The 22,450-nt window shown below is 47.7% G+C and carries 16 protein-coding genes; 4 read left to right on the top strand and 12 right to left on the bottom strand.

Translation table 11 applies throughout. The annotated features are described in order from the left end of the window. Positions 1–21 precede the first annotated feature (21 nt). Together znuC and znuB are read left to right on the top strand one after the other, a co-directional pair. Positions 22–807 carry a zinc ABC transporter ATP-binding protein ZnuC gene (gene znuC, locus U9J37_RS01755; RefSeq protein WP_005471740.1) on the top strand — a complete coding sequence of 262 codons (786 nt, stop codon included), beginning with the start codon at positions 22–24 and terminating at the stop codon, positions 805–807. After that, positions 800–1,585 carry a zinc ABC transporter permease subunit ZnuB gene (znuB, locus tag U9J37_RS01750; protein ID WP_005471691.1) on the top strand — a complete coding sequence of 262 codons (786 nt, stop codon included), beginning with the start codon at positions 800–802 and terminating at the stop codon, positions 1,583–1,585. The genes znuC and znuB overlap by 8 nt, the downstream gene beginning before the upstream one ends. Before the next feature lie 49 nt (positions 1,586–1,634). Here znuB and purF read toward each other — a convergent pair whose 3' ends face one another. The 10 genes from purF to fabB all read right to left on the bottom strand — a co-directional run bounded on the left by purF (position 1,635) and on the right by fabB (position 17,023). Then, positions 1,635–3,149, bottom strand: a complete 1,515-nt coding sequence (purF, locus tag U9J37_RS01745; protein WP_005471636.1) for an amidophosphoribosyltransferase — start codon at positions 3,147–3,149, stop codon at positions 1,635–1,637. A 35-nt stretch (positions 3,150–3,184) separates the two neighbouring features. Next, a complete protein-coding gene (locus U9J37_RS01740) occupies positions 3,185–3,676 on the bottom strand; it encodes a CvpA family protein (RefSeq protein ID WP_005471775.1) in 492 nt (163 codons plus the stop codon). 63 nt (positions 3,677–3,739) lie between these two features. After that, a complete protein-coding gene (locus U9J37_RS01735) occupies positions 3,740–4,291 on the bottom strand; it encodes an SPOR domain-containing protein (RefSeq protein ID WP_039628103.1) in 552 nt (183 codons plus the stop codon). Further along, on the bottom strand, positions 4,292–5,557 hold the full coding sequence (folC, locus tag U9J37_RS01730) for a bifunctional tetrahydrofolate synthase/dihydrofolate synthase (protein ID WP_005471733.1): 1,266 nt from the start codon (positions 5,555–5,557) through the stop codon (positions 4,292–4,294). Between the two features lie 44 nt (positions 5,558–5,601). Beyond that, the gene (gene accD / locus U9J37_RS01725) at positions 5,602–6,528 is read right to left on the bottom strand and encodes an acetyl-CoA carboxylase, carboxyltransferase subunit beta (RefSeq protein WP_005471616.1); all 927 of its coding nucleotides are present in this window, start codon (positions 6,526–6,528) and stop codon (positions 5,602–5,604) included. 176 nt (positions 6,529–6,704) lie between these two features. Further along, positions 6,705–7,499 carry a tRNA pseudouridine(38-40) synthase TruA gene (gene truA, locus U9J37_RS01720; RefSeq protein WP_005471645.1) on the bottom strand — a complete coding sequence of 265 codons (795 nt, stop codon included), beginning with the start codon at positions 7,497–7,499 and terminating at the stop codon, positions 6,705–6,707. A gap of 98 nt (positions 7,500–7,597) precedes the next feature. Beyond that, positions 7,598–13,216, bottom strand: coding sequence for a FimV/HubP family polar landmark protein (locus U9J37_RS01715; RefSeq protein ID WP_005471851.1), 5,619 nt, complete (start codon positions 13,214–13,216; stop codon positions 7,598–7,600). A 203-nt stretch (positions 13,217–13,419) separates the two neighbouring features. Further along, on the bottom strand, positions 13,420–14,433 hold the full coding sequence (locus U9J37_RS01710) for an aspartate-semialdehyde dehydrogenase (RefSeq protein WP_005471868.1): 1,014 nt from the start codon (positions 14,431–14,433) through the stop codon (positions 13,420–13,422). Beyond that, entirely contained in the window at positions 14,430–15,563 is a 1,134-nt protein-coding gene (locus U9J37_RS01705) for a 4-phosphoerythronate dehydrogenase (RefSeq protein WP_005471625.1), read from the bottom strand. Before U9J37_RS01705 ends, U9J37_RS01710 begins: the two co-directional genes overlap by 4 nt. 248 nt (positions 15,564–15,811) lie before the next feature. Continuing rightward, positions 15,812–17,023, bottom strand: coding sequence for a beta-ketoacyl-ACP synthase I (fabB, locus tag U9J37_RS01700; RefSeq protein WP_005471711.1), 1,212 nt, complete (start codon positions 17,021–17,023; stop codon positions 15,812–15,814). Between the two features lie 128 nt (positions 17,024–17,151). Between fabB and mnmC the strand changes: the two genes are divergently transcribed. Next, positions 17,152–19,170, top strand: a complete 2,019-nt coding sequence (gene mnmC / locus U9J37_RS01695; protein WP_005471709.1) for a bifunctional tRNA (5-methylaminomethyl-2-thiouridine)(34)-methyltransferase MnmC2/FAD-dependent 5-carboxymethylaminomethyl-2-thiouridine(34) oxidoreductase MnmC1 — start codon at positions 17,152–17,154, stop codon at positions 19,168–19,170. Between the two features lie 65 nt (positions 19,171–19,235). Here the strand turns inward: mnmC and U9J37_RS01690 are convergent, their stop codons facing one another. Then, a complete protein-coding gene (locus U9J37_RS01690) occupies positions 19,236–19,760 on the bottom strand; it encodes an NADPH-dependent FMN reductase (RefSeq protein WP_005471825.1) in 525 nt (174 codons plus the stop codon). Between the two features lie 130 nt (positions 19,761–19,890). Beyond that, positions 19,891–20,154 carry a YfcL family protein gene (locus U9J37_RS01685; protein WP_005471697.1) on the bottom strand — a complete coding sequence of 88 codons (264 nt, stop codon included), beginning with the start codon at positions 20,152–20,154 and terminating at the stop codon, positions 19,891–19,893. A gap of 157 nt (positions 20,155–20,311) precedes the next feature. Here U9J37_RS01685 and U9J37_RS01680 point away from each other — a divergent pair, with 157 nt between their 5' ends. Then, complete coding sequence (locus U9J37_RS01680; RefSeq protein WP_005471873.1) at positions 20,312–22,450, top strand: LruC domain-containing protein; 2,139 nt, start codon at positions 20,312–20,314, stop codon at positions 22,448–22,450.

Raw genomic sequence — 22,450 nt, 5'->3', positions numbered from 1 at the left:
AATTGCAAATGAGTGCTATTCATGTCGACATTGGTCGAACTCACTGACATCTGCGTTCAATTTGAAGAGCGCAAAGTACTAGATAGAGTCTCTTTAAAGCTGAAACGTGGAGAAATTACCACGTTAATCGGCCCTAATGGTGCAGGCAAATCAACGCTAGTAAAAGTGCTACTCGGTTTACAGCGCAAGTATCAAGGAAAAGTAACCAAGAGCAAAGGTCTAAAGATCGGCTATGTACCTCAAAAGCTCAAGCTTAATGATTCACTGCCGCTCAACGTAACAAGGTTTTTGAAACTCTCTGGCCGATTCAGCCAACAAGAGATCATAGAAGCATTGAAACTGGTTGGCGCCGAGCACTTGTTAACCTCAAACATGCACAGCCTATCGGGTGGTGAAAACCAGCGTGTCTTACTCGCTCGTGCTCTACTGCAACGTCCAGATTTATTGGTGCTTGATGAGCCAGCACAAGGCGTTGATGTGCAAGGGCAAATCGATCTTTACGATTTAATCGATACCATTCGCCATCGTTTCAATTGCGCCGTTTTTATGGTGTCTCATGATCTGCATCTTGTTATGGCGAAAACCGATGATGTCATTTGTTTGCATCATCACATCTGTTGTTCTGGCTCGCCAGCAGCAATAAGCCAGCACCCAAGCTATATCGCACTCTTCGGCCATGGCCACCAAGAGGCGCTTGCTCTGTATAACCATCAGCATACTCACCACCACCATGATTTGGCAGGGCAACCTGTGTCTGGCGATGCTTCAAGCTGTTCACATCATTCACACGGACACCACCATGATTGAGTTTTTACTACCATCTCTGCTTGCTGGACTTGGCATTGCCATCATTGCGGGACCGCTTGGCTCCTTTGTCGTGTGGCGTAAAATGGCGTACTTCGGTGACACACTCGCACACGCATCACTCATGGGTATTGCGTTTGGTTTTTTGCTTAATGTAAACCTTTATCTCGCACTGGTGGTTTGTTGTCTCGCTCTTGCACTGATCCTGGTGACTCTGCAAAAACAACAACTGGTTGCGACGGATACCCTACTTGGCATTTTGGCCCACAGCGCTTTGTCTCTCGGTTTGGTTGCCGTCAGCTTTTTAGACGATGTGCGAATTGATCTGATGAGCTACCTCTTCGGTGATTTGCTTTCTGTAACCCCCACTGACTTGATGTATATCTACGGTGGTGTGATTGTCGTGACCGCGATACTGGCAATCTTCTGGCGATCGCTTCTTGCGACAACCGTCAGTGAAGATTTAGCAGCGGTTGACGGCCAAAATGTGGATTTGATGCGCCTTGTTTTGATGCTGATGGTCGGTTTGGTTATCGCTATCGGGATGAAATTTGTCGGTGCGCTGATCATGACATCGCTGCTGATCATTCCTGCTGCTGCTGCGCGTCGATTCTCATCAACACCAGAACAGATGGCACTGTTGGCTTCACTTATTGGTGCTCTCGCTGTCGTGTTCGGTTTAAGCCTATCTTGGCACTTTGACACACCGGCAGGACCATCGGTAGTGATTAGCGCGACCGCCATGTTTATGCTCTCTCAACTAGTTAGAACCAAGGCATAAATGAAAAGCCGACGTAATATACGTCGGCTTTTCAGTCTAACTCTTGCGTTTACGCGCCTTCGTTATGTAACTCTAGGTTAGCGAGCTCTTGCTGAATCTCACGCTGGACTTTCGCATCATCGTTGCGTAAAGACTCCAAAAACTCTAGATACTTCTGGTCGATATCCCCGGTAACATATTCGCCGTTAAACACCGATGTTTCGAAACGAGCAATGTCAATGTTACCGATGCCAACAGCTTCTACTAAATCTTCAAGCGTTTGGAAAATCAGTTCATCAGCACCAATCTGCTTACAGATTGCGTCGTTATCACGGCCATGAGCAATCAGCTCATTTGCGCTTGGCATATCGATACCGTAAACGTTCGGGAAACGAATCTCTGGGGCAGCAGAGACCATGAACACTTTCTTAGCACCTGAATCACGCGCCATTTCGATAATCTGCTCAGAGGTCGTACCGCGCACAATTGAATCATCCACGAGCAAAACATTCTTATCTTTAAATTCTGAGCGAATCGCGTTGAGCTTGCGACGGACCGACTTTTTACGCTGCTGCTGACCAGGCATGATGAAGGTACGTCCAACATAACGGTTTTTCACAAAACCTTGGCGGTAGGGTTTGTCAATCGCTTGAGCAATCTGCAGGGCAATATCACACGATGTCTCTGGGATTGGAATAACCACATCAATATCTAAATGCGCGTACTCATCACGAATACGATCACCAAGTTTCTTACCCATTTCTACTCGAGCGCTGTATACCGAGATTTTATCGATAAACGAGTCAGGGCGAGCGAAATAAACAAACTCGAAGATACATGGGTTAAGTGCTGGGTTGTCAGCGCACTGCTTGGTATGCAGCTCACCATCAAACGTAGCGTAGATCGCCTCACCAGGAGCCACATCACGAATAAAATCAAAACCAACCGCATCCAATGCGACCGATTCAGAAGCCACCATGTACTCCGTACGGCCGTCCACTTCACGCTTACCCAGGCATAGAGGGCGAATGCCATGTGGGTCACGGAAAGCAATCATACCATGGCCGATGATCATTGCCGTTACCGCGTACGCTCCGCGAATTGCACGGTGAACATTAGTTACAGCGCGGAAAACATCTTCGGCTGTCACATTGCCTTTAACCGTATCTATTTCATGCGCCAATACGTTAAGTAATACTTCTGAATCCGACGTCGTGTTAAGGTGACGACGGTCTTTTTCAAATAATTTCTGACGAATTTCATTGGCATTCGTTAGGTTACCGTTATGAGCCAACGTGATACCAAATGGAGAGTTAACATAGAAAGGCTGCGCTTCAGACGCACTTGAACTGCCTGCCGTAGGATAGCGAACATGGCCAATACCAACTGTGCCTTGCAGTCTTTGCATGTGCTTTGCTTCAAACACATCTTTCACCAAACCATTCGCCTTGCGCAGACGAAAACGATTGCTTTCTATGGTACAAATACCCGCGGCATCTTGGCCACGATGCTGCAAGACCGTCAATGCATCATAGATAGACTGGTTTACAGGCGTTGTGCCCACGATTCCAACAATACCACACATGTCCTAACCCTCGATTTTCGACAATGGCTGACGCGCTAAAGCGCGTCAGATAAGAAACTTGATGTTGCTTGTAAGTGTTCAAAGAACGGAGCAATGATGTGCTTAAACTGCGGCACCAATTGCGAGCCCTTAAACCACTCCGTCTCTGGAAACGATGTAAACGTATCCAGAAAAAATAGTGCAGCCGAGACAATCAGAACACCGCGTAAAGCACCAAACACTATACCCAGTACTCGGTCAGTTCCTGATAAGCCTGTTTTTTGCACCAATTGTCCGATCACGTAGTTCACGACCGCTCCAACAATAAGTGTTGCGACAAACAAGGCTGCTATCGCCGCTCCGTTACGAAACATCTCATCTTGGATATTGGTAAAGTACACCGCTAACTTTGCGTAGTACTGACTGGCGATAAAAAAAGCGCCAAACCAAATCACTAATGACAACGCTTCTTTAGCGAAACCACGAACTAAACTGATCAAAGCCGAAAGGCCGATCACACTTAAAATGACAATATCTAACGGATTCATTCTTTACTTACATCTTAAGTTGGCGCGCATTTTAACAGAAAAAACGCTGACGCAAACGTTTTCTTATGGGTTTAGTGGTTTAAATTTGAGCAATTGACCTTTTGAGCCGGTAATTTTTTCGAGTTCAATCACTTGGCGTTCAAGTTTGCTCTTCGACACATCTGGGCCGATTATTACTCGCGTAAAATTGTTCTCTGGCTTCGCATGCGCTTGATAACCACGCTTTTGTAGATCTTTGACAAGGTTCTTCGCATTGTCGGCATTTTTGAGGGCCATCAACTGAATGATCCACGCGTTTTCTTGATACTCATTACGTTCCGGAATTTCCTTAACGATAACGGGTAACGGTTCTTCTTTTGCCCCTTCGGACTGTGCTAGAGAAGTCTCCTCAAGCGTCACCTCTACTGGCGTTTCGGGTAAACTCGCAGAGTCGTCGACGGGGTCAAGAACTTCGAATGACTCAAGATCATTGCCGACTTCAGGTTTAATCGGAATGCTCGCAATCTCTTCTTTGTAATGTGTTTTCTTACCATCTAAGACATCAGGTAAAACAATCACCCCAATTGCAACCAAGATGATGGTACCGACTAAACGGCTTTGAAACTTACTGGCCATTTACTCTCCTTTTCTTTCCCAGTGTTCAAGCACTTCCCCTACCGTGTGGAAAGAGCCTACTACGAGGATGACATCTTCGGGGGCCGCGTGTGTCATTGCCGCATCAAAAGCAGCCACAGGGGATTCAAACTGGACATTGCCTGCGGGTAGGTGCTGACAAAGCTCATCCGCCGTTGCCGCTCTTGGTCCAGTAAGTGATGCCGGATACCAGTGCGTCGCAATTGGCGCTAGTGCTTCAAGCGTTGCTTTAATGTCTTTGTCGTGCAGCATCGCGACCACTGCATGTATCGTTTTGCTGGGATATTGTTGGTGAACGCGGCCAACTAAGTACTCCGCAGAATGCGGGTTATGAGCGACATCAAGCAAAACGGTTGGCGAATGATTGATGATTTGCATTCGGCCAGGCAGCTGAGCGTTGGTCAAGCCGTTGACGATGTTAACGTCAGTAATGTCTAGATTTGCTGTTGCAAGCGCCATTAGCGCCGTCGCAGCATTTTGCAAAGGTAAACTCGGTATAGGGAGCGCTTCGAGGTCATAAGACCCATGAGTCCACGTCCACTCGGTTTCGGAAGTTTGCTCATATCGATATTGAATGCCGACTTGATAAAGCTCAGCTCCGATGTCATCTGCGTGTGCAGCGACAGTAGAAGGCGCTTTTGGCTGACCGCAAATAGCAGGTTTGCCACTACGGTAGATCCCTGCTTTTTCGAAACCAATCACATTGATGTCATCGCCAAGCCAATCGATGTGGTCGAGAGCAAGGCTGGTGATCACAGACACATCGTGAGCAACGACATTAGTCGCATCCAAGCGCCCACCAAGACCAACCTCAAGCAAAACAACATCGACTTTCTCAGTTTGAAATAACCGTAAAGCGGCCAAAGTGCCATACTCGAAGAAACTTAAACTGATATCGCCACGCTGCTGTTCAACAAAGTCAAAGGCTTCGGTGTGCTTTTCATCACTTAAATCTTGGCCATTGATTCGAACCCGTTCATTGTAACGAATCAAATGAGGAGAGCTGTAGACACCAACGGAATAGCCAGCATCAAGTAAGATGGCTTCCATTAATGCACAAGTAGAACCTTTGCCGTTGGTTCCTGCAACAGTGATAACGGTAGGTGCGGGTTTGGTAAGATTGGCAGACTCTGCCACAGCTTGGACACGTTCTAAACCAAGATCAATGGCTGACGTATGGATATTTGCTAAATAATCAAGCCACATCGAAAGTGGAGATGTGGCTTGAGGAATTTGGGTTTGAATCATCTAACTAAAACCAAAAATTAGTGGTGGTTTGTTAGTGTGTTACTTTACCCTTTTTCTTCTACTTCTGGTACATCATAGTGCGCTTCATTTGGTGAATCATTCACAGAAACCACCAAAGGCGACGCTTGGTTAGTCATTTTAGCTAATAGACTACCGATACGCTGACGCATTTCACGACGGTCGACGATCATATCAATCGCGCCGTGCTCAAGTAAGAACTCACTACGCTGGAAGCCTTCTGGTAGATCTTCACGAACCGTTTGTTCGATAACACGACGACCAGCGAAGCCAATCAGAGCTTTAGGCTCACCGATATTCACATCACCAAGCATTGCAAGACTCGCAGAGACACCGCCCATAGTTGGGTCTGTCATCACTGAGATAAACGGCAAACCTTTCGCTGATAAACGCTCTAACGCTGCACTGGTTTTGGCCATTTGCATTAGCGACATCAGTGCCTCTTGCATACGTGCGCCGCCACTTGCTGAGAAACAAACAAGACCGCAATTGTTTTCCATTGCTGCTTCCACAGCACGAACAAAACGAGCACCAACAACAGAGCCCATTGAACCGCCCATGAAGGAAAACTCAAACGCACAGGCGACAACCGGTAAACCAAGTAGCTCACCTTTCATAACCACAAGCGCGTCTTTTTCGCCGCTACTCTTTTGAGCCGCTGACAAACGATCTTTGTATTTCTTTGAGTCTTTGAACTTCAGTTTATCTTTCGGCTCTAACTCATCTGCTAGTTCAACGCGCTCACCTTCATCTAGGAACGTTTCTAGACGACGACGAGCCTTCATGCGCATGTGATGGTCACATTTTGGACACACTTCTAGGTTACGCTCTAGTTCAGCGTGATATAGCACTTGTTCACATGACGTACATTTCGTCCATACACCTTCTGGGATAGAAGCTTTGCGTGAACTACCGATGTTGCTTTTTTCTAAAATCTTTTCAAGCCAACTCATGGAAGACCTTTTCTCTACTACTCCCGCGCAAAGTGCGAAGGATACAAATTCTGAATTTATGCGTGAGGATTAAAGCATATAAAATGCCAGCTGTGCACAAAAAACTGGTTGTACCTATTTTCTGTACCTATCTCTCACACCCTAAACAACTGATTGTTTCGACAATTTAACACGAATTAGTTCAAGTTATCGGGCAAAAATAGTGGCCCAATCGGCACTCTTGGCAATTCAAACTCTTCAGGGTAATCCACATCGACTAGGTATAACCCTTCCGCTTTTGCTGTTGCACCTGCGAGCTTGCGATCTTTCGCCCCAAGCAACCATTGAATCCATTCAGGCTCTTGCTCACCACGACCAACACAAATCAGGCTGCCTGTAATATTGCGAACCATGTGATGAACAAACGCATTGGCTTTAATATCAATCACCACGTACTGATTATGCCGTGTAACATTAATGTGCATCATATTGCGCCAAGGGCTACGTGATTGACAGTGGGTCGCTCGAAACGAAGTAAAATCGTTTTCACCAAGTAAGTATTGTGCCGCTAAATGCATTTTCTTTTCATCTAGCTCACCATGATAGTGGCTTACACCCGTAGAGAGGATGCCTGGTCGTAGCGCGCTATTAAAGATGATGTAGCGATAGCGACGCGCGGTTGCAGTAAAGCGCGCATGAAACTCTTCAGGCACTTCTTTCGCCCAACGCACAGCGATATCACCGGGAAGGTTTGCATTGGCCCCCATTGTCCAAGCGACCATTTTACGACTTGCCGTCGTATCAAAATGGACCACTTGACCTGTACCGTGCACACCTGCATCTGTTCGGCCTGCGCATTGAACTTCGACCGGATGGTTTGCGACAACACTCAGCGCTTTCTCCAATTCCTCTTGAACGCTTTTCACGTCTTGTTGACGCTGCCAACCATAGTATTGAGTACCGTTGTATTCGATACCTAAAGCTATTCTCATCAGGGGATCTCTCAGGGTCTGCTCAGTAAGGGCGGCAAGTATAAACACTTTCCAGAAAAAAAATAAGGGGGACGTCTGTCCCCCTTGGGTTTGATTGTTTAGCTGCGGTTTATATCGTCGATTAAGCGTTTTGCTTCACGTCGAATTTCGTCGCTTCCATCTACAATGGCTTCTTCAAGTAACTTTTTCGCTCCTTGAGCGTCGTTCATTTCCATGTAAATTTTAGCAAGATCCAGTTTTCCTGCAGCCTCTGCATTTGAGTCAACGTCTTCACTGCCAATATCACCGATAACGTCAGGAAAATCATTCAGCCCAACATCAAGCTTCAGCGAGTCATCAATCTCTTGTGCTTCTTCCGCGTCCACTTCCGCCATCAGTTCATCAATGGTTCGGAACTGGTTTTCTCGAGGATTGAAATCATCGAGTGATTGTTGGTCTTCCCAATTTTCATCAAGAACTTGAGCTTGCTCTGGAAGGTTTTCTTGAGACCAAATGTCTTGCTCTTCTTCTGGAATATCATCACTGATTTGCGCTTGTTGATCATCAGACAGTGTAAATCCATTCCAATCTTCTCCACCCACTTCCAACATAGCGTCGATATCCATACCAGCGCTATCTGACGTTGTCGCATCAATTGGGTTATCAAATGAGAAGCTTGCCGTTTGGTTCTCTTCTGTATCAGAGAGCAGTTCATCAAACGCTTGTTCATCGAACTCGCTTTCAGAGAAACCTTCAACCGATTCTGTTGCGTCTTCCAAATCTGGAAGTTCAATATCATCAAGATTGAAGCTTGTCTCATCATCTTGCTCAGAGAGTTCTTCACTGCTCTCACTGAACATATCCGCAAGTGCGTCTTTCTCGTCGTATTCAGGAAGATCGAGCTCGTCTAGTTCAATGGATTCATCGGCAGGCTCAGCGCTTAGCTCTAAGTCTGGTTGCTCTGCCGTTGGAATCTCTGGCTCTGACGCCATATCCGCTAGCGCCTCTTCTTCGCTGTATTCAGGAAGGTCGAGGTCGTCTAGCTCAATAGATTCGTCAACAGGCTCAGCGCTTGGCTCCAAGTCCGGTTGCTCTGCCGCAGGAACCTCTGGCTCTGATGCCATATCCGCCAGCGCGTCTTCTTCGCTGTATTCAGGAAGGTCTAGATCGTCTAGCTCTATGGATTCGTCAACAGGCTCAGCGCTTGGCTCCACATCAGCTTGCTCTGCTGCTGGCATCTCTGGCTCTGACGCCATATCCGCCAGCGCGTCTTCTTCGCTGTATTCAGGAAGATCGAGGTCGTCTAGCCCAATAGATTCGTCTGCAGGCTCAGCGCTTGGCTCAACCTCCGATTGCTCTGCTTCAGGAACCTCTGGTTCTGACGCCATATCCGCCAACGCGTCTTCTTCGCTGTATTCAGGAAGATCGAGGTCGTCTAGCTCAATAGATTCGTCGGCAGGCTCTGCGCTTGGCTCCAAGTCCGGTTGCTCTGCCGCTGGTAGCTCTGGCTCTAACGCCATATCTGCCAGCGCGTCTTCTTCGCTGTATTCAGGAAGATCGAGGTCATCGAGCTCAATAGATTCATCGGCAATCTTAGCGCTTGGCTCCAAGTCCGACTGCTCTGCCGCTGGCATCTCTGTCTCTAACGCCATATCCGCCAGCGCGTCTTCTTCGCTATATTCAGGAAGGTCGAGAGCGTCTAGCTCAATGGATTCATCGGCAGGCTCAGCGCTTGGCTCAACCTCCGATTGCTCTGCTTCAGGAACCTCTGGCTCTGACACCATATCCGCCAACGCATCTTCTTCGCTGTATTCGGGAAGGTCTAAGTCATCTAGTTCAATGGATTCATCAGCAGGCTCAGCGCTTGGCTCCAAGTCCGGTTGCTCTGCCGCTGGCATCTCTGGCTCTGACGCCATATCCGCCAGCGCATCTTCTTCGCTGTATTCAGGAAGGTCGAGAGCGTCTAGCTCAATGGATTCATCGACAGGCTCAGCGCTTGGCTCCAAGTCCGATTGTTCTGCCGCTGGTAGCTCTAGCTCTGACGCCATATCCGCCAGCGCGTCTTCTTCGCTGTATTCAGGAAGATCGAGATCGTCGAGCTCAATAGATTCATCAACAGGCTCAGCGCTTGGCTCCACATCCGATTGCTCTGCTGCTGGCAACTCTGGCTCTGACGCCATATCCGCCAGCGCGTCTTCTTCGCTGTATTCAGGAAGGTCGAAATCTTCTAGCTCAATGGATTCGTCAGTAGGCTCAGCGCTTGGCTCCAAGTCCGCTTGCTCTGCCGTTGGCATCTCTGGCTCTGACCCCATATCCGCCAGCGCGTCTTCTTCGCTGTATTCAGGAAGATCGAGGTCGTCAAGTTCAATAGATTCGTCAACAGGCTCAGCGCTTCCATCAGAAGACGGCGCTTCTTGTGACAATGATGCAATTGAGTCTTCCTGAGCAACTGCTTGTTCAGGTTCATCGACTAACCAGTCATCATCTTGCGGAATACCAAACTCGTTTGGAATCGCTTCTGGCATTGGCGGACGACTTTCGTCCACTTCTGGAGTCTCTGGAGTCTCTGGAGTCTCTGGAGTCTCTGGAGTCTCTGGAGTCTCTGGAGTCTCTGGAGTCTCTGGAGTCTCTGGAGTCTCTGGAGTCTCTGGAGTCTCTGGAGTCTCTGGAGTCTCTGGAGTCTCTGGAGTCTCTGGAGTCTCTGGAGTCTCTGGAGTCTCTGGAGTCTCTGGAGTCTCTTTAGATGGTGCCTGTGCTTGCTCTTGTTGTGCAAGTGTATCTTCTTGCTCTACAGCAATGTTTTCTTCGCCGCTAACAGGCAGAGGCTCATCTAGCCCCTTGTGCAATTCGTCTTCCTGCTCAAGGCTTGGTTGGGTATCCTGAGGGGATTCAACTTCATCAATCGCAGCGGTCAGCCAATCGTCGTCCTCATCGTTGCTTGATGATACGTCGACATCTTGTTGCTCATTGGCCGACTCATCGATGATCGATTCGTCATCGTTTGCTAATGCTTGTTCGATGGTGTCAACGTCTGGGCTTTCAACTTCTTCTATCGCCGCCGTTAGCCAATCATCTTCTTCATCTTCTGGCTCTGGCTCTGGCTCTGGCTCTGGCTCTGGCTCTGGCTCTGGCTCTGGCTCTGGCTCTGGCTCTGGCTCTGGCTCTGGCTCTGGCTCTGGCTCTGGCTCTGGCTCTGGCTCTGCAAGTGTTTGTACGTCATCCGACAAATCAACGGAAATGTCATCCAGTTCAGAGCTTGGTTGCGTGTCAACAAGGTCATCGAGGTCGAGCTCATCTAGAAGAGGGTCGGCTTCAGGGGCAACACTCAACATGTCATCCATAAAGTCTTGGCTAGAGAAGTCTGCAGAAGTCTCTGGCGTTTGTGGCTCTTCATTCAACGGCTCGAGGCTATTCTCAGAATCAGCTTCAGAGTCAATCTGCGCAGTTTCATCTAATAAACTGGCAATATCTGACTCATCAAGTGATTCATCACTTACCTCAGGTTCAGGATGTTCGTTATCTAATGAGTAGTCTTCAGCGCTTAGATCTTGATGCTGCTCTGAAGGAACCTCTTCAGCCAGAGGTTGCTCTTCCAACTCTTGTGGTTGGCTCGCTTCGGTGACATCGGCTTCAGGCTCAGGTTGCGCATCGTCTTGTAGATTCTGCTTTTCAATCTCAAGCAACTCTTCAAATAGATCGGTTCCTTCATCACCTAACGACTCTTCTTCATCTGCACTATCAAAAAGTTCGTCAAGTAAATCTGTACTATCATCAAGCGAGCTCGACTCTTCACTGACAGCATCGGCGCCAATAAGCTCATCTAACTCGCTATCAAGATTAAACTCGTCACTCTCTTCAGACTCATCAACTAACTCATCCAGCAGGTCGGTGCTTTCAGTGTCAATGGCCGATTCGTCATCATTGAGGCCGATCAGTTCGTCAAAGAGGTCTTCACCTTCCAACTCTGAAGCTTGTTGTTCTGGCTCTTCAACGTTATCCGCCAGCAACTCATCAAGAAGATCTGTGCTATTTTCATCAATCGCAGTGGTCTCTTCCTCAAGCATCTCATCGAGGAGAGCCGTTTCATCGATTGAATTGGCTTCAAGTGTTTCTAAGTCAGCCTGAGCTTCCATCTGAGCGAAAATATCATCGATCTCACTATCGGAGGCCAAACTCGGCTCTTCTAGCGATGTTTCGTCTTCATCACTAAGATCGAAGTCGTCCCCTTCATCTAGCAAATTATCGAAATCTAAACTTTCATTGCCGTCATCTTCGATCTCACTGAACAGATCATCCAACATTGATTGGTCAAGACTGCCGCCATCAAGCTCTTCCGACTCACCGTCTTCCGCAAGCAATGAGTCGAGCGCTTCTTGCGACATATCGCCTTCGTCAGAGAGATCGAAACCTTCGTCATCTCCATCATCGATCACGACTTCGTCCAGCGCACGCTCCATCTCTTCTAGACCGAGCGCTTTGTCGTCGCTGTTGACACTGATGCCGCTAGAGCCCATATCACCATCAGTGAGGGATTCATCTAGATCCCCATCGTCACCGATACCCGCGAATGGGTCATCGCCGTCCTCGCCTTCTAGGTTGAAATCTAAATCGCTATCATCCAAATCAGCAAAGACATCATCTTCGTCCGGCTTACCTAATTCACCTTCATCACCAAACAAGGCTTCATCGTCATTTGAGTCGCCAAATAGATCGTCATCGAGTAGCAAATCATCATCGATGTCTTCATTCATCGTTTCCGCGGCAACCGGAGCAACAGTTTGAGGTTGCGGAGTTTCTTGCTGAGCCTCTGGCGCACTCTCTTCTTGCTTATTACGACGGCCAAGTAGCATAACCACTAACAAGCCGATAAGTAGCCCAGGAATGATTGCGAGCGCAGCCACCAACCAAGTGTTGGAGAAGAATTTATCGAGAGACGAAGGCGCCATTTTTTGCTCTTCCGCAACACGCATTCTCTCTGCTTCTAGCAGTTTTTCGACTTCGTTGCGGATGCGTTCTTCATCACCGAGCTCGTCTTTAAGTACGTCAACTTCTGACTGAACCTGCGCTAGCATTAATCGAAGCTTGTGGTTCTTTTCTTCTAGCGCCATTAGCTCACCTTCGGAGCTTTCTAGTTGGCGCTCTAGCGTATTGACCTGCGCGGTCTTTTCCTGCTGAGCAATTTTCTCAAGTGGCGTTTCAGGCTTTGTCTCAACAGCGGCTTCAGTCTTTGGCTGAGTAGAGGTGCTAGCCTCAGCAACTGGAGCTTTAGGTGCACTCGGTTGAGCTGCCGTTGTTGTTGAATTTGGAGTAACTTGTTCTAAGCGAGCTTTGTGCGCCGCCATAACATTAACGGCTTGCTGAGTGGAAACGCCTTGAATCTGCGCTAGTGATGGAACACGCAGTGTGCTGCCTGGTATGAGTTCATGGATGTTCTGGTTGTCAAACGCTTGAGGGTTAAGTTGGAAAATGGAATAAAGCGTTTGTTGAATTGAAACAGACGTATTGGGGCGCAGTTGAGTAGCGATTCCCCATAAGGTTTCTTGCCCTGTTGTTGGACCATAGAAAAGAGAAGGCTCTGCACTGCGCAGGCCATTAGATACAGACTCAGAGAATTGAGGAGACGATTGGATCTCGCCATTCGGTCCCTTTAGGCGGATACTCTCTGCGCTTACGATAGATGTTTGAGTCACGGCAACCATTGCGAGTGGCAATAGTAGACGCTGTAGAAGTCGACGCATATAAGGCTCAGCTATGTGCTCAATTAATTTAAATATACAGTGATCTGTTAAATATATCGGATAAAGCGGGCAAAACTATAGATATAGAACCAAAAAATGTGTGGCTAAAGCGATAATCGCAGTAATCTCACACAATTTTTCTTTAATCGATTAAAAAAGCCTCACACAATGGTGAGGCTTTGACAATCGTATCAATATGCAAATCAGTAGTAATCGCGGATCAGCACTTCTGCAATCTGCACGGCATTGGTTGCCGCACCTTTACGAACGTTGTCAGCAACCACCCACAAGTTCACGCCACTGTGATGGCTGATGTCATTGCGAATACGACCAACCATTACGTGATCTTTACCACCTGCATCACGCACTTGCGTTGGGAAATCTTCCCCTTGGAATACTTCAATACCGTCAGTATTTTCAAGTAAGTTGATCACTTCTTGAGCATCGATTGGCGTACAGGTTTCTAGGTGAATGGCTTCTGCATGACCGTAGAAAACCGGCACGCGAACGCACGTTGGATTCACTGTGATAGCTGGATCGTTGAAGATTTTTTGCGTCTCCCACACCATTTTCATCTCTTCACGGGTGTAACCGTTCTCCATGAACTGATCGATTTGTGGAATACAGTTGAATGCAATCTGTTGAGAGAATTGATTGTTTTCTGCTGGCATACCGTTCAGCAGTTTTGCTGTTTGTCCAGCAAGCTCATCAATACCCGCTTTGCCAGCACCAGAAACAGATTGGTAAGTAGAAACGTTAATACGTTCAATACCTACTGCATCATGGATTGGTTTAAGTGCCACCAGCATCTGGATGGTTGAGCAGTTCGGGTTAGCAATGATATTGCGGTTACGAAACTCAGCGATCGCTTCTGGGTTCACTTCTGGAACAACAAGTGGGATATCGTATTCGTAACGGAACTGCGAGGTGTTATCGATCACGATCACACCTTCATCTGCGGCGATTGGCGCCCATTTTGCAGATAGCTCACCGCCTGCAGAGAATAGGGCAATGTGCGCTTGAGACCAATCAAACTCTTCTACGTTTTGTACGCGAACTGTCTTACCATTAAAGCGGTAGGTCTTGCCTTCGCTACGTTCACTGGCTAGAAGAAAGATCTCACCGACAGGGAATTTGCGCTCTTGCAGCACTTCCAAAATTGTTTCACCGACCGCACCGGTCGCACCTAAAACGGCAACATTATACTGTTGGCTCATTGACTTACCTCAACCTGAAAACCTAATTTAGCCAGTGGTGCTAAGTTGCATGACTCATCACCGACTAGCGTGACCGCGCTGTACTCTCGACGATCCCAGTAATTTTTGCGCATTAAGTCAAATGACCCAGGCTTACTGATTTCTCGACGGAACAAGGCGTCATCTTTACGCACATCATAGATTAACTGCGTGATGTTGTGCAGCGTTGCTTCATCCCACGCTCTGTCCAATACCATAGTAGGAACAGGCGCGGTTGGCAGTAAATCACTGGCATGCGCATGTAATTCGTTGTTTAAGAACTCGCAGTAACTATTAAAGATCATCGTCGTACCGCGAGCTTTCCCTTCGAGGCCATAGCCTGCAACATGGGGGGTTGCGAATGCTAGCAGAGGCAGAAGCTCCATATCAACCTCTGGTTCGAATTCAAATACGTCCAGCGCTGCAATAAAGCCATCATTTCGCTGTAAACGCGCTTTCAACGCAGCGTTATCGACCACTGGACCACGGGCCGCATTAATCAGAATCTGATCGCCACGCAGTTGCTCTAAACGCGCCGAATCAAGAATATGGTGAGTTGGATACTCACCATCACGAGTGATCGGAGTGTGCAGTGTGATGATGTCAGCTTGCTTCAACAGGGTATCAAGCTCTGTGAATTCACGTGGGTCGCCCGCTGCCTGTTTAGGCGGATCGTTGATCAATACATTTAAACCGATACCTTCAAGGCATTGCTGAAGGTAGCTTCCCACTTGTCCTGCACCAATGATACCTATGGTTTTATCAAACACAGAGAAACCATGCTGCTGAGCCAATACCATCATCACGCTAAACGCATATTCAGCCACGCCAACTTTGTTGCAGCCAGGTGCCGCCGTAAAAAAGATGCCTTTCTCTGTCAGCAAAGCTTGGTCAACATGGTCCATACCTGCGGTTGCGGTGCCAACAAACTTCAGTTTATTGGCTTTAGAAATGAGCTCGGCGTTAACTTTAGTGACTGAACGAATCATCAATGCATCGACATCAATCAGATCATCGGCGGTAAGTGTTCGACCAGGCTTTAAGACTACCTCACCAAGCTGACTAAAAAGCTGCTCGGCGTAAGGCATATTTTCATCGATAAGGATTTTCATGACTTTAAATGCGCGACTTTCATGTGAAGTGTAAAAAATTTATTTGATTGTGCAGAAAAGCACTCACGGTGTCGAGGTGATTGTTGAGCAGAAAGAAAAATGCCCGGCATTAAGCCGGGCAAAGTTCCAGAACAAAAGGATCCTGACCCGCTCTCCATGGGTCAGAGTCTGCGTCTGTTCGACCAGTACTAACAAAAGAACCAGTCAGCTCTGGAAACTGGATTGCCGAGATAACTCAGCAAGTTCAGTTAGCCTTGGTACTTCTTGATAACTAGAGTAGCGTTAGTACCACCAAAACCAAAACTGTTAGACATTACTGTGGTCAATTCTACATCGCGTTTTTCTGTTACGATATCAAGACCTTGAGCAGCTTCGTCTAGATTCTCGACATTGATACTTGGTGCAACAAAGTTGTTGTCTAGCATCAGTGTTGAGTAAATTGCTTCATGAACACCAGCCGCGCCTAGTGCGTGACCTGTCATTGCTTTTGTTGCTGAAATTGCAGGGCTGCTCTCGCCAAATAGCTCTTGAATAGCGCCAAGCTCTTTCACATCACCAACCGGCGTTGAAGTGCCGTGAGTGTTGATGTAATCAATGCCTTCGACTTCTTGCATTGCCATCTTCATACAACGCACCGCACCTTCACCTGATGGCGCCACCATGTCGTAGCCATCAGAAGTCGCACCGTAGCCCACGATCTCACCGTAGATTTTCGCGCCGCGAGCCAATGCGTGCTCTAGTTCTTCAACCACTAGCATACCGCCGCCACCAGAGATAACGAAACCATCGCGGTTTGCATCGTACGTACGAGAGGCTTTCTCAGGCGTTTCGTTGTACTTAGTCGACAGTGCGCCCATCGCATCAAACATCATGGTTTGAGACCAATCTAGCTCTTCACCGCCACCTGCGAATACGATGTCTTGTTTACCAAGTTGAATAAGCTCCATTGCGTGACCAATACAGTGAGCAGACGTTGCACACGCAGAGCTCATTGAGTAGTTCACGCCACGAATTTTAAATGGCGTTGCTAAACAAGCAGAAACGGTCGAAGACATTGTACGAGGTACCATGTAAGGACCCACACGTTTCACGCCTTTCGCACGCATTGTATCTACTGCCAGTGCTTGGTTTAGCGCAGAAGCACCACCAGAGCCTGCAACGATGCCTGTACGTTCGTTTGATACTTGGTCTTCAGATAGGCCAGCGTCTTCAATCGCTTGCTGCATGGATAGGTATGCATACGCAGCCGCATCACCCATAAAGCGCATCTGTTTGCGATCAATGTGCTCAGCAGGATTGATTTTTAGATCACCCCAAACTTGAGAACGAAGACCTTGCTCTTTGAACTGCTCAGAAGCAGTAATACCAGATTTACCTTCTTGTAGAGACGCTAAAACTTCTTCGACGTTGTTACCGATACTTGAAACAATACCCATACCGGTGATTACGACACGTTTCATTATGACATTCCTATAATTCTAAAATCCGCTAGATAATAACTAAGTTACCCCGGAAAAGTGGTCAGCTTTCCCATAAATCCGTACAATCGCACCAACTTTATTGCCTTTATCACAAAAAATCAGACGCTATGACCTCGATTACCAATGCACAACTTGGCTGGAATGACGCTGGCACCCCCGTTTCTGACCAATTTGACGATGTCTATTTTTCTAACGTCAATGGGTTAGAAGAAACTCGTTACGTGTTTTTACAGCAAAATCATCTGCCACAACGTTGGCAAGAATTTGACCAACAACGCTTTGTGATTGGTGAAACGGGTTTTGGTACTGGGCTTAATTTTCTGGCTGTTTGGCAATGGTTCAATCAATTTAGGCAGCAAAACCCGCAAGCTCCACTAAAAGAGCTGCATTTTATAAGTTTTGAGAAGTACCCCCTAAGTAAAGCCGATCTCATCAAAGCGCATGAAGCGTGGCCTGAACTTGCAGAGTTTGCTCAGAAACTTCAGCAGCACTACCCTATCGCAGTGCCTGAATGTCACCGTATCGTGCTTGAAGATGGCGCGATCACCCTTGATTTGTGGTTTGGTGATATCAAAGACTGCATGCCCAAGGTTCCAGTCACAGAGAACGGCATCATTGATGCTTGGTTCCTTGATGGCTTTGCGCCAAGCAAAAACCCTGAGATGTGGAACCAAGAACTATTTAACGGCATGGCTAGCTTAGCCAAAGAGAACTGTAGCTGCGCGACGTTCACCGCCGCTGGTTTCGTACGCCGAGGATTGATCGAAGCCGGTTTCGAGATGAAAAAGGTCAAAGGTTTTGGCACTAAGCGAGAAATGATTGCGGGCACGTTGGACCAACGAGTGAAAAACAGCAACATCAAGCCTTGGTTTGCTCGTAGCCAGAGTAGTAAAGCCGAATCGATTGCTATTATTGGTGGTGGCATCGCCAGCGCGACCCTCGCCACAACGCTGATTCGCCGTGGTAAATCTGTCACTCTGTACTGCCAAGATGAGGAGCCTGCACAAGGAGCATCGGGCAATCGACAAGGCGCCGTTTATCCATTACTGAATGGCTCACACAGTGGCGTTTCTCGCGTTTTTGCGCCTGGTTTTCTTTTTGCACGTCAGTTCGTAGAGCAAGCTGCAGAGAACATTGATTTTGACCATGATTGGTGCGGCGTCACACAGTTGATGTGGGACGAATCATCAAGCAAAAAACTCGATAAGATGCTCGAAGGCAATTTTGACGCCCAACTCATCCATAAACTCTCCCCTGAGCAAACCAGTGAAGTGATTGGATTGCCCATTGATATGTCGAGCGTTCACTACCCGCTCGCAGGGTGGTTGTGCCCATTCCAACTAACCCAAGGGCTTTTCTCCCATTTATCGCAAAGCGATCAGTTCACTGCGTATTTTGATTGCAAGGTTGACTCTTTAAAGTGGGACGAAGAGACGCAAGCTTGGATTGTTGTCTCGAGAGACAACACCTTCCAACACGACGCAGTAGTGATTGCTAATGGCCATCAATTTAACGAACTGATGCAAACGGCCAAAGTGCCACTAGGGCAAGTCAAGGGCCAAGTTAGCCATATACCAACCACGGATGCTCTAAAGAATCTGAAGACTGTACTGTGCTACGACGGGTATATGACACCGGTTAATCCCAATAACGGACACCACTGCATTGGCGCGAGCTATGATCGTTCAAATTTAGACAACCAATTTGATCCTGTCGCTCAACAGGAAAACGGCGACAAGCTTCGTCACTGCATTCCAAACCAAACTTGGCCACAAGAGGTCGATACTACCAGCAACCAATCGCGCCAAGGTATTCGCTGCGTCAGTCGTGATCACTTACCGTTTGTTGGCAACGTTGGCCAGTTCGAACAAATCTTGGATACGTATCAGGATTTAAACCAAAAACGCGACGATCACATTGAACCCGTTCCTCAGTACGACAACTTGTTCTGCATACTTGGGTTAGGCTCACGCGGATTGAGCTCAGCTCCGTTAATGGCTGAAACGTTGGCTTCGCAAATCTGTGGCGACCCGCTTCCCTTGCCTGTCGATGTATTGGAGCAGTTGCACCCGAGTCGAATGTGGGTGCGAAAACTGAAAAAAGGCAAAGCCATTACCGAGCTGTAATTCCCAGCTATCGGAAACCAAAAAGGAACGCACTTCGCGTTCCTTTTCATTAATAATAGAGCTGTTTACGCCAGCTGACTTACCGCTTGTTTTATCTCGGCTGCAATCTCTGGATTGTTGATGCTACCTGTTTCAAAGTCGAAGTTGTCGTAGAAGCTTGGTACGGAAACCGACGCTTTCACCTCTGCACCAAAATAAGGAGCTGAAGCGACTGCCGCGGCCAACACCGTTTGCGCGCCACCAGGACCTGGAGAGGTCGCTAAGTACACCACTGGTTTGTTTTGGAACACACTGCGATCGATACGACTAGCCCAGTCAAACAAGTTTTTGTACGCCGCTGGGTAGTAACCATTGTGCTCGGCGTATGAAACGACAATTGCGTCCGCTTCAGCTAAATCTGCCAAAAACTGTTGCGCACCCTCTGCTTGGCCAATTTCTTTCTCTTTGTCTTCGCTAAACATAGGGACATCATAATTATTGATGTCGAGAACTTGAACTTCTGCGCCTTCTACTTGTTGAGCAGCATAGGTTGCTAGTGCTTTGTTGATTGAAGTTGAACTGGTTGATGCGCCAAATGCTACGATTCTCATGATGTCTATCCTGTCTCTTGGTTTGTGTGACTAGATTATCGAGCGAGCGAAAGACCAACAAGCGCAAAAATAGAAAGGGGTTGTTCGAAAAATTCGAACAACCCCTTATTCAATACAATTCTGCCCGGCATCACGCCATGTTTGCAAGCTCTTGCCATAGATCATTGACGATGGTTCTGTCTGCTGGCGTTAACTCTGAGCGAGCCGCATCCAGACTTGCTTCAATACGAGCTCGCAGCGTTTCAATATCATTGATGCCCTCTTCTTCACAAGCAGCAGCAGACAAGGAAATATGGCCTCGCAAGTAACCACCCGCGAACAGTTCATCATCTGAGGCGGAGGAAATTCGTGCGTCAATCAGCTCAAGAAGCTTCTCTTCAAATTCAATAATCATGGTGATGCGTTGCCTAAATCAGTTTGCGTCTCAAAAAGGATGATGAAGCTTCTCACATTGAGAATGTGAACGCAAACCCTATATACAGCAAGGCTTGAGAGTATGGCACGCTCTGTGCAGTTTCAGTGATAACCACACACCAGACCGAGGAAGTACAATGAAATTAAATCAGATCCTCCAAGGGTTAACGCTATTCTTAACCGCGCAAGGTTTCACCACGTACGCCAATGCTGAAACGCCTTTTACGGATTGCCCATCAGAAGCATTTCTTATTCAAAGTCCGTCAAGTGCGCCTGTCGCCTATGGCGTGAATATCGATTTGGGCAGTTACGTTGTTCTCGACTCTTCGTTGGGAGCAGACAAAATTAACGCGGTAGGGTACAGCCAGCATGATGACTTTATCTACGGTTGGGATTACGGAGCACAATCACTGACCAAAATTGACGCGAACTTTGTCAAATATCCGCTATCTATCAGCAAGCCAACAGGCGCTCCTGCTTCAATTTACGTAGGTGATGTCGCTTTGGATGAAAATGCTTGGTATGGCTATCGCCCGAACTACGGACTCTATAGGATCGATCTTGTCACGCAAGTAATGACGCTCGTCGCCAACTCAAGCCAATTTGGTAATCCAGCCATTTATGATCTCGCCTTTCATCCCGATAACGGCCTCGCCTACTCCATCGATGCGAACGGATATTTGTGGGAGATTGATGTTAACAGCGGCACATCAACGCGACTCAACCAAGTGTTAGACAAAGTCGAATTAGGATACAAATTGACGTTTGGCGCGATCTATTTTGATGTCGATGGCAATCTTTACGGAAGTAACAACAGTAATGGTTACATATTTCGGATAAACATCAACGGCAGTACCTCAAGCGCCGCCTTTTTCGCGTACGGACCATCAAGTAATTCGAACGATGGCGCGCGTTGTGCCCTCGCTCCGGTAGAACCGAGCATTTACACCGATTTCGGCGATGCCCCGGATAGCTATCAAACCTCTTACGCTCAGCTTGGGGCAAGACACGGTCTGTCGGATCTTAAACTCGGCGCATTAGTGGATGGTGAGTCAGATGGCAGCCCATACCCACTCAGCGATGATGAATCAGATGGCAGCAATGACGACGATGGTATCCAGTTTCCCGTCCCAGTTCAGATCGGACAAACCAGTAAAATCATCGCCACCGTTAATGGCGCAAGCAGTGATTCTGTCCTTAATGCATGGATAGACTTCGATCGAGATGGCAGCTTTGAAAGTAGCGAACGCATCATTAGCGATCTTAGTGTCAGTGACGGTACCAGTGACGTCTTTTTTTCAGTTCCGACGTGGGCAAATGTAGGGCAAACTTGGGCAAGATTTAGACTGTCCAACACATCGGGGATCGGTCCATCTGGCGGCGTTCCCGCAGGTGAGGTCGAAGATTACCAGATAGACATTACCGAAAGTGGTGTGGTCACGGAAAGCTATCCAACGGGCGCATCCCACGTCACCTTTGCTTATGAAGACCAGTACCCACTTGTCGGAGACTACGATATGAACGACGTCCTGATGAACGTCAAGTTCACCGAGTATCAACTAGACGATCAGGTGATTCGACTTAAGATTGAAGGTCAAATCGCCGCATTAGGTGGGGACAACCGTTCAGGCTTCGCGATCCGCTTACCTAACGTTGCTCGCAGCGACATTAAACAAGACTCAGTTGTGTTGACGGTCAACAACGTTGAAGCAGAAGGCGCAGTGCTGGAAGAAGGTACAACAGACGCCGTTTTTATCATTCACGAAGACCTTTGGGACATTACAGAAGCTGGCGAAGCCGAAAACTGCACCATGTTCCGAACTCAAGTAAACTGTGGAACCAGCTATCGCCCAACTTGGCAGCTCACACTGTCGATGCAAAACGCGATTAGCACAGATGTGATGCCCGCGTTCCCTTATGACCCATTCATCTTTGCTGCACCAGGTCATTACTACGGCGATGTTGGTCTGGAAGTGTCTGGCGGCTACCCTGGGCGTGGACTCGAGATTCACCTAAAGAACAAATCACCGACCAGTAAGTTTAACCCAGCGTACAAGTCCAAAGGCGTAGATGCATCGTCGGGAAGCACCCACTATCACGACGCTAACGGTCTACCTTGGGCAATCGAGATCCCTATCAGTTGGAAACACCCGCTTGAAAGAGTCAACATTCTTGAAGCCTATTCTCAATTTGCTGGCTTCGCACAAGACAGCTCAGGCGGTACGTCTCCGACCTGGTACGCCAACTCAAACCTCAACAAAATTTATCAAGACTAA

This window comes from Vibrio sp. 16 (assembly GCF_963681195.1).
GTDB lineage: Bacteria > Pseudomonadota > Gammaproteobacteria > Enterobacterales > Vibrionaceae > Vibrio > Vibrio sinaloensis_D.
This window is presented reverse-complemented; position numbering and strand designations above follow the sequence as displayed.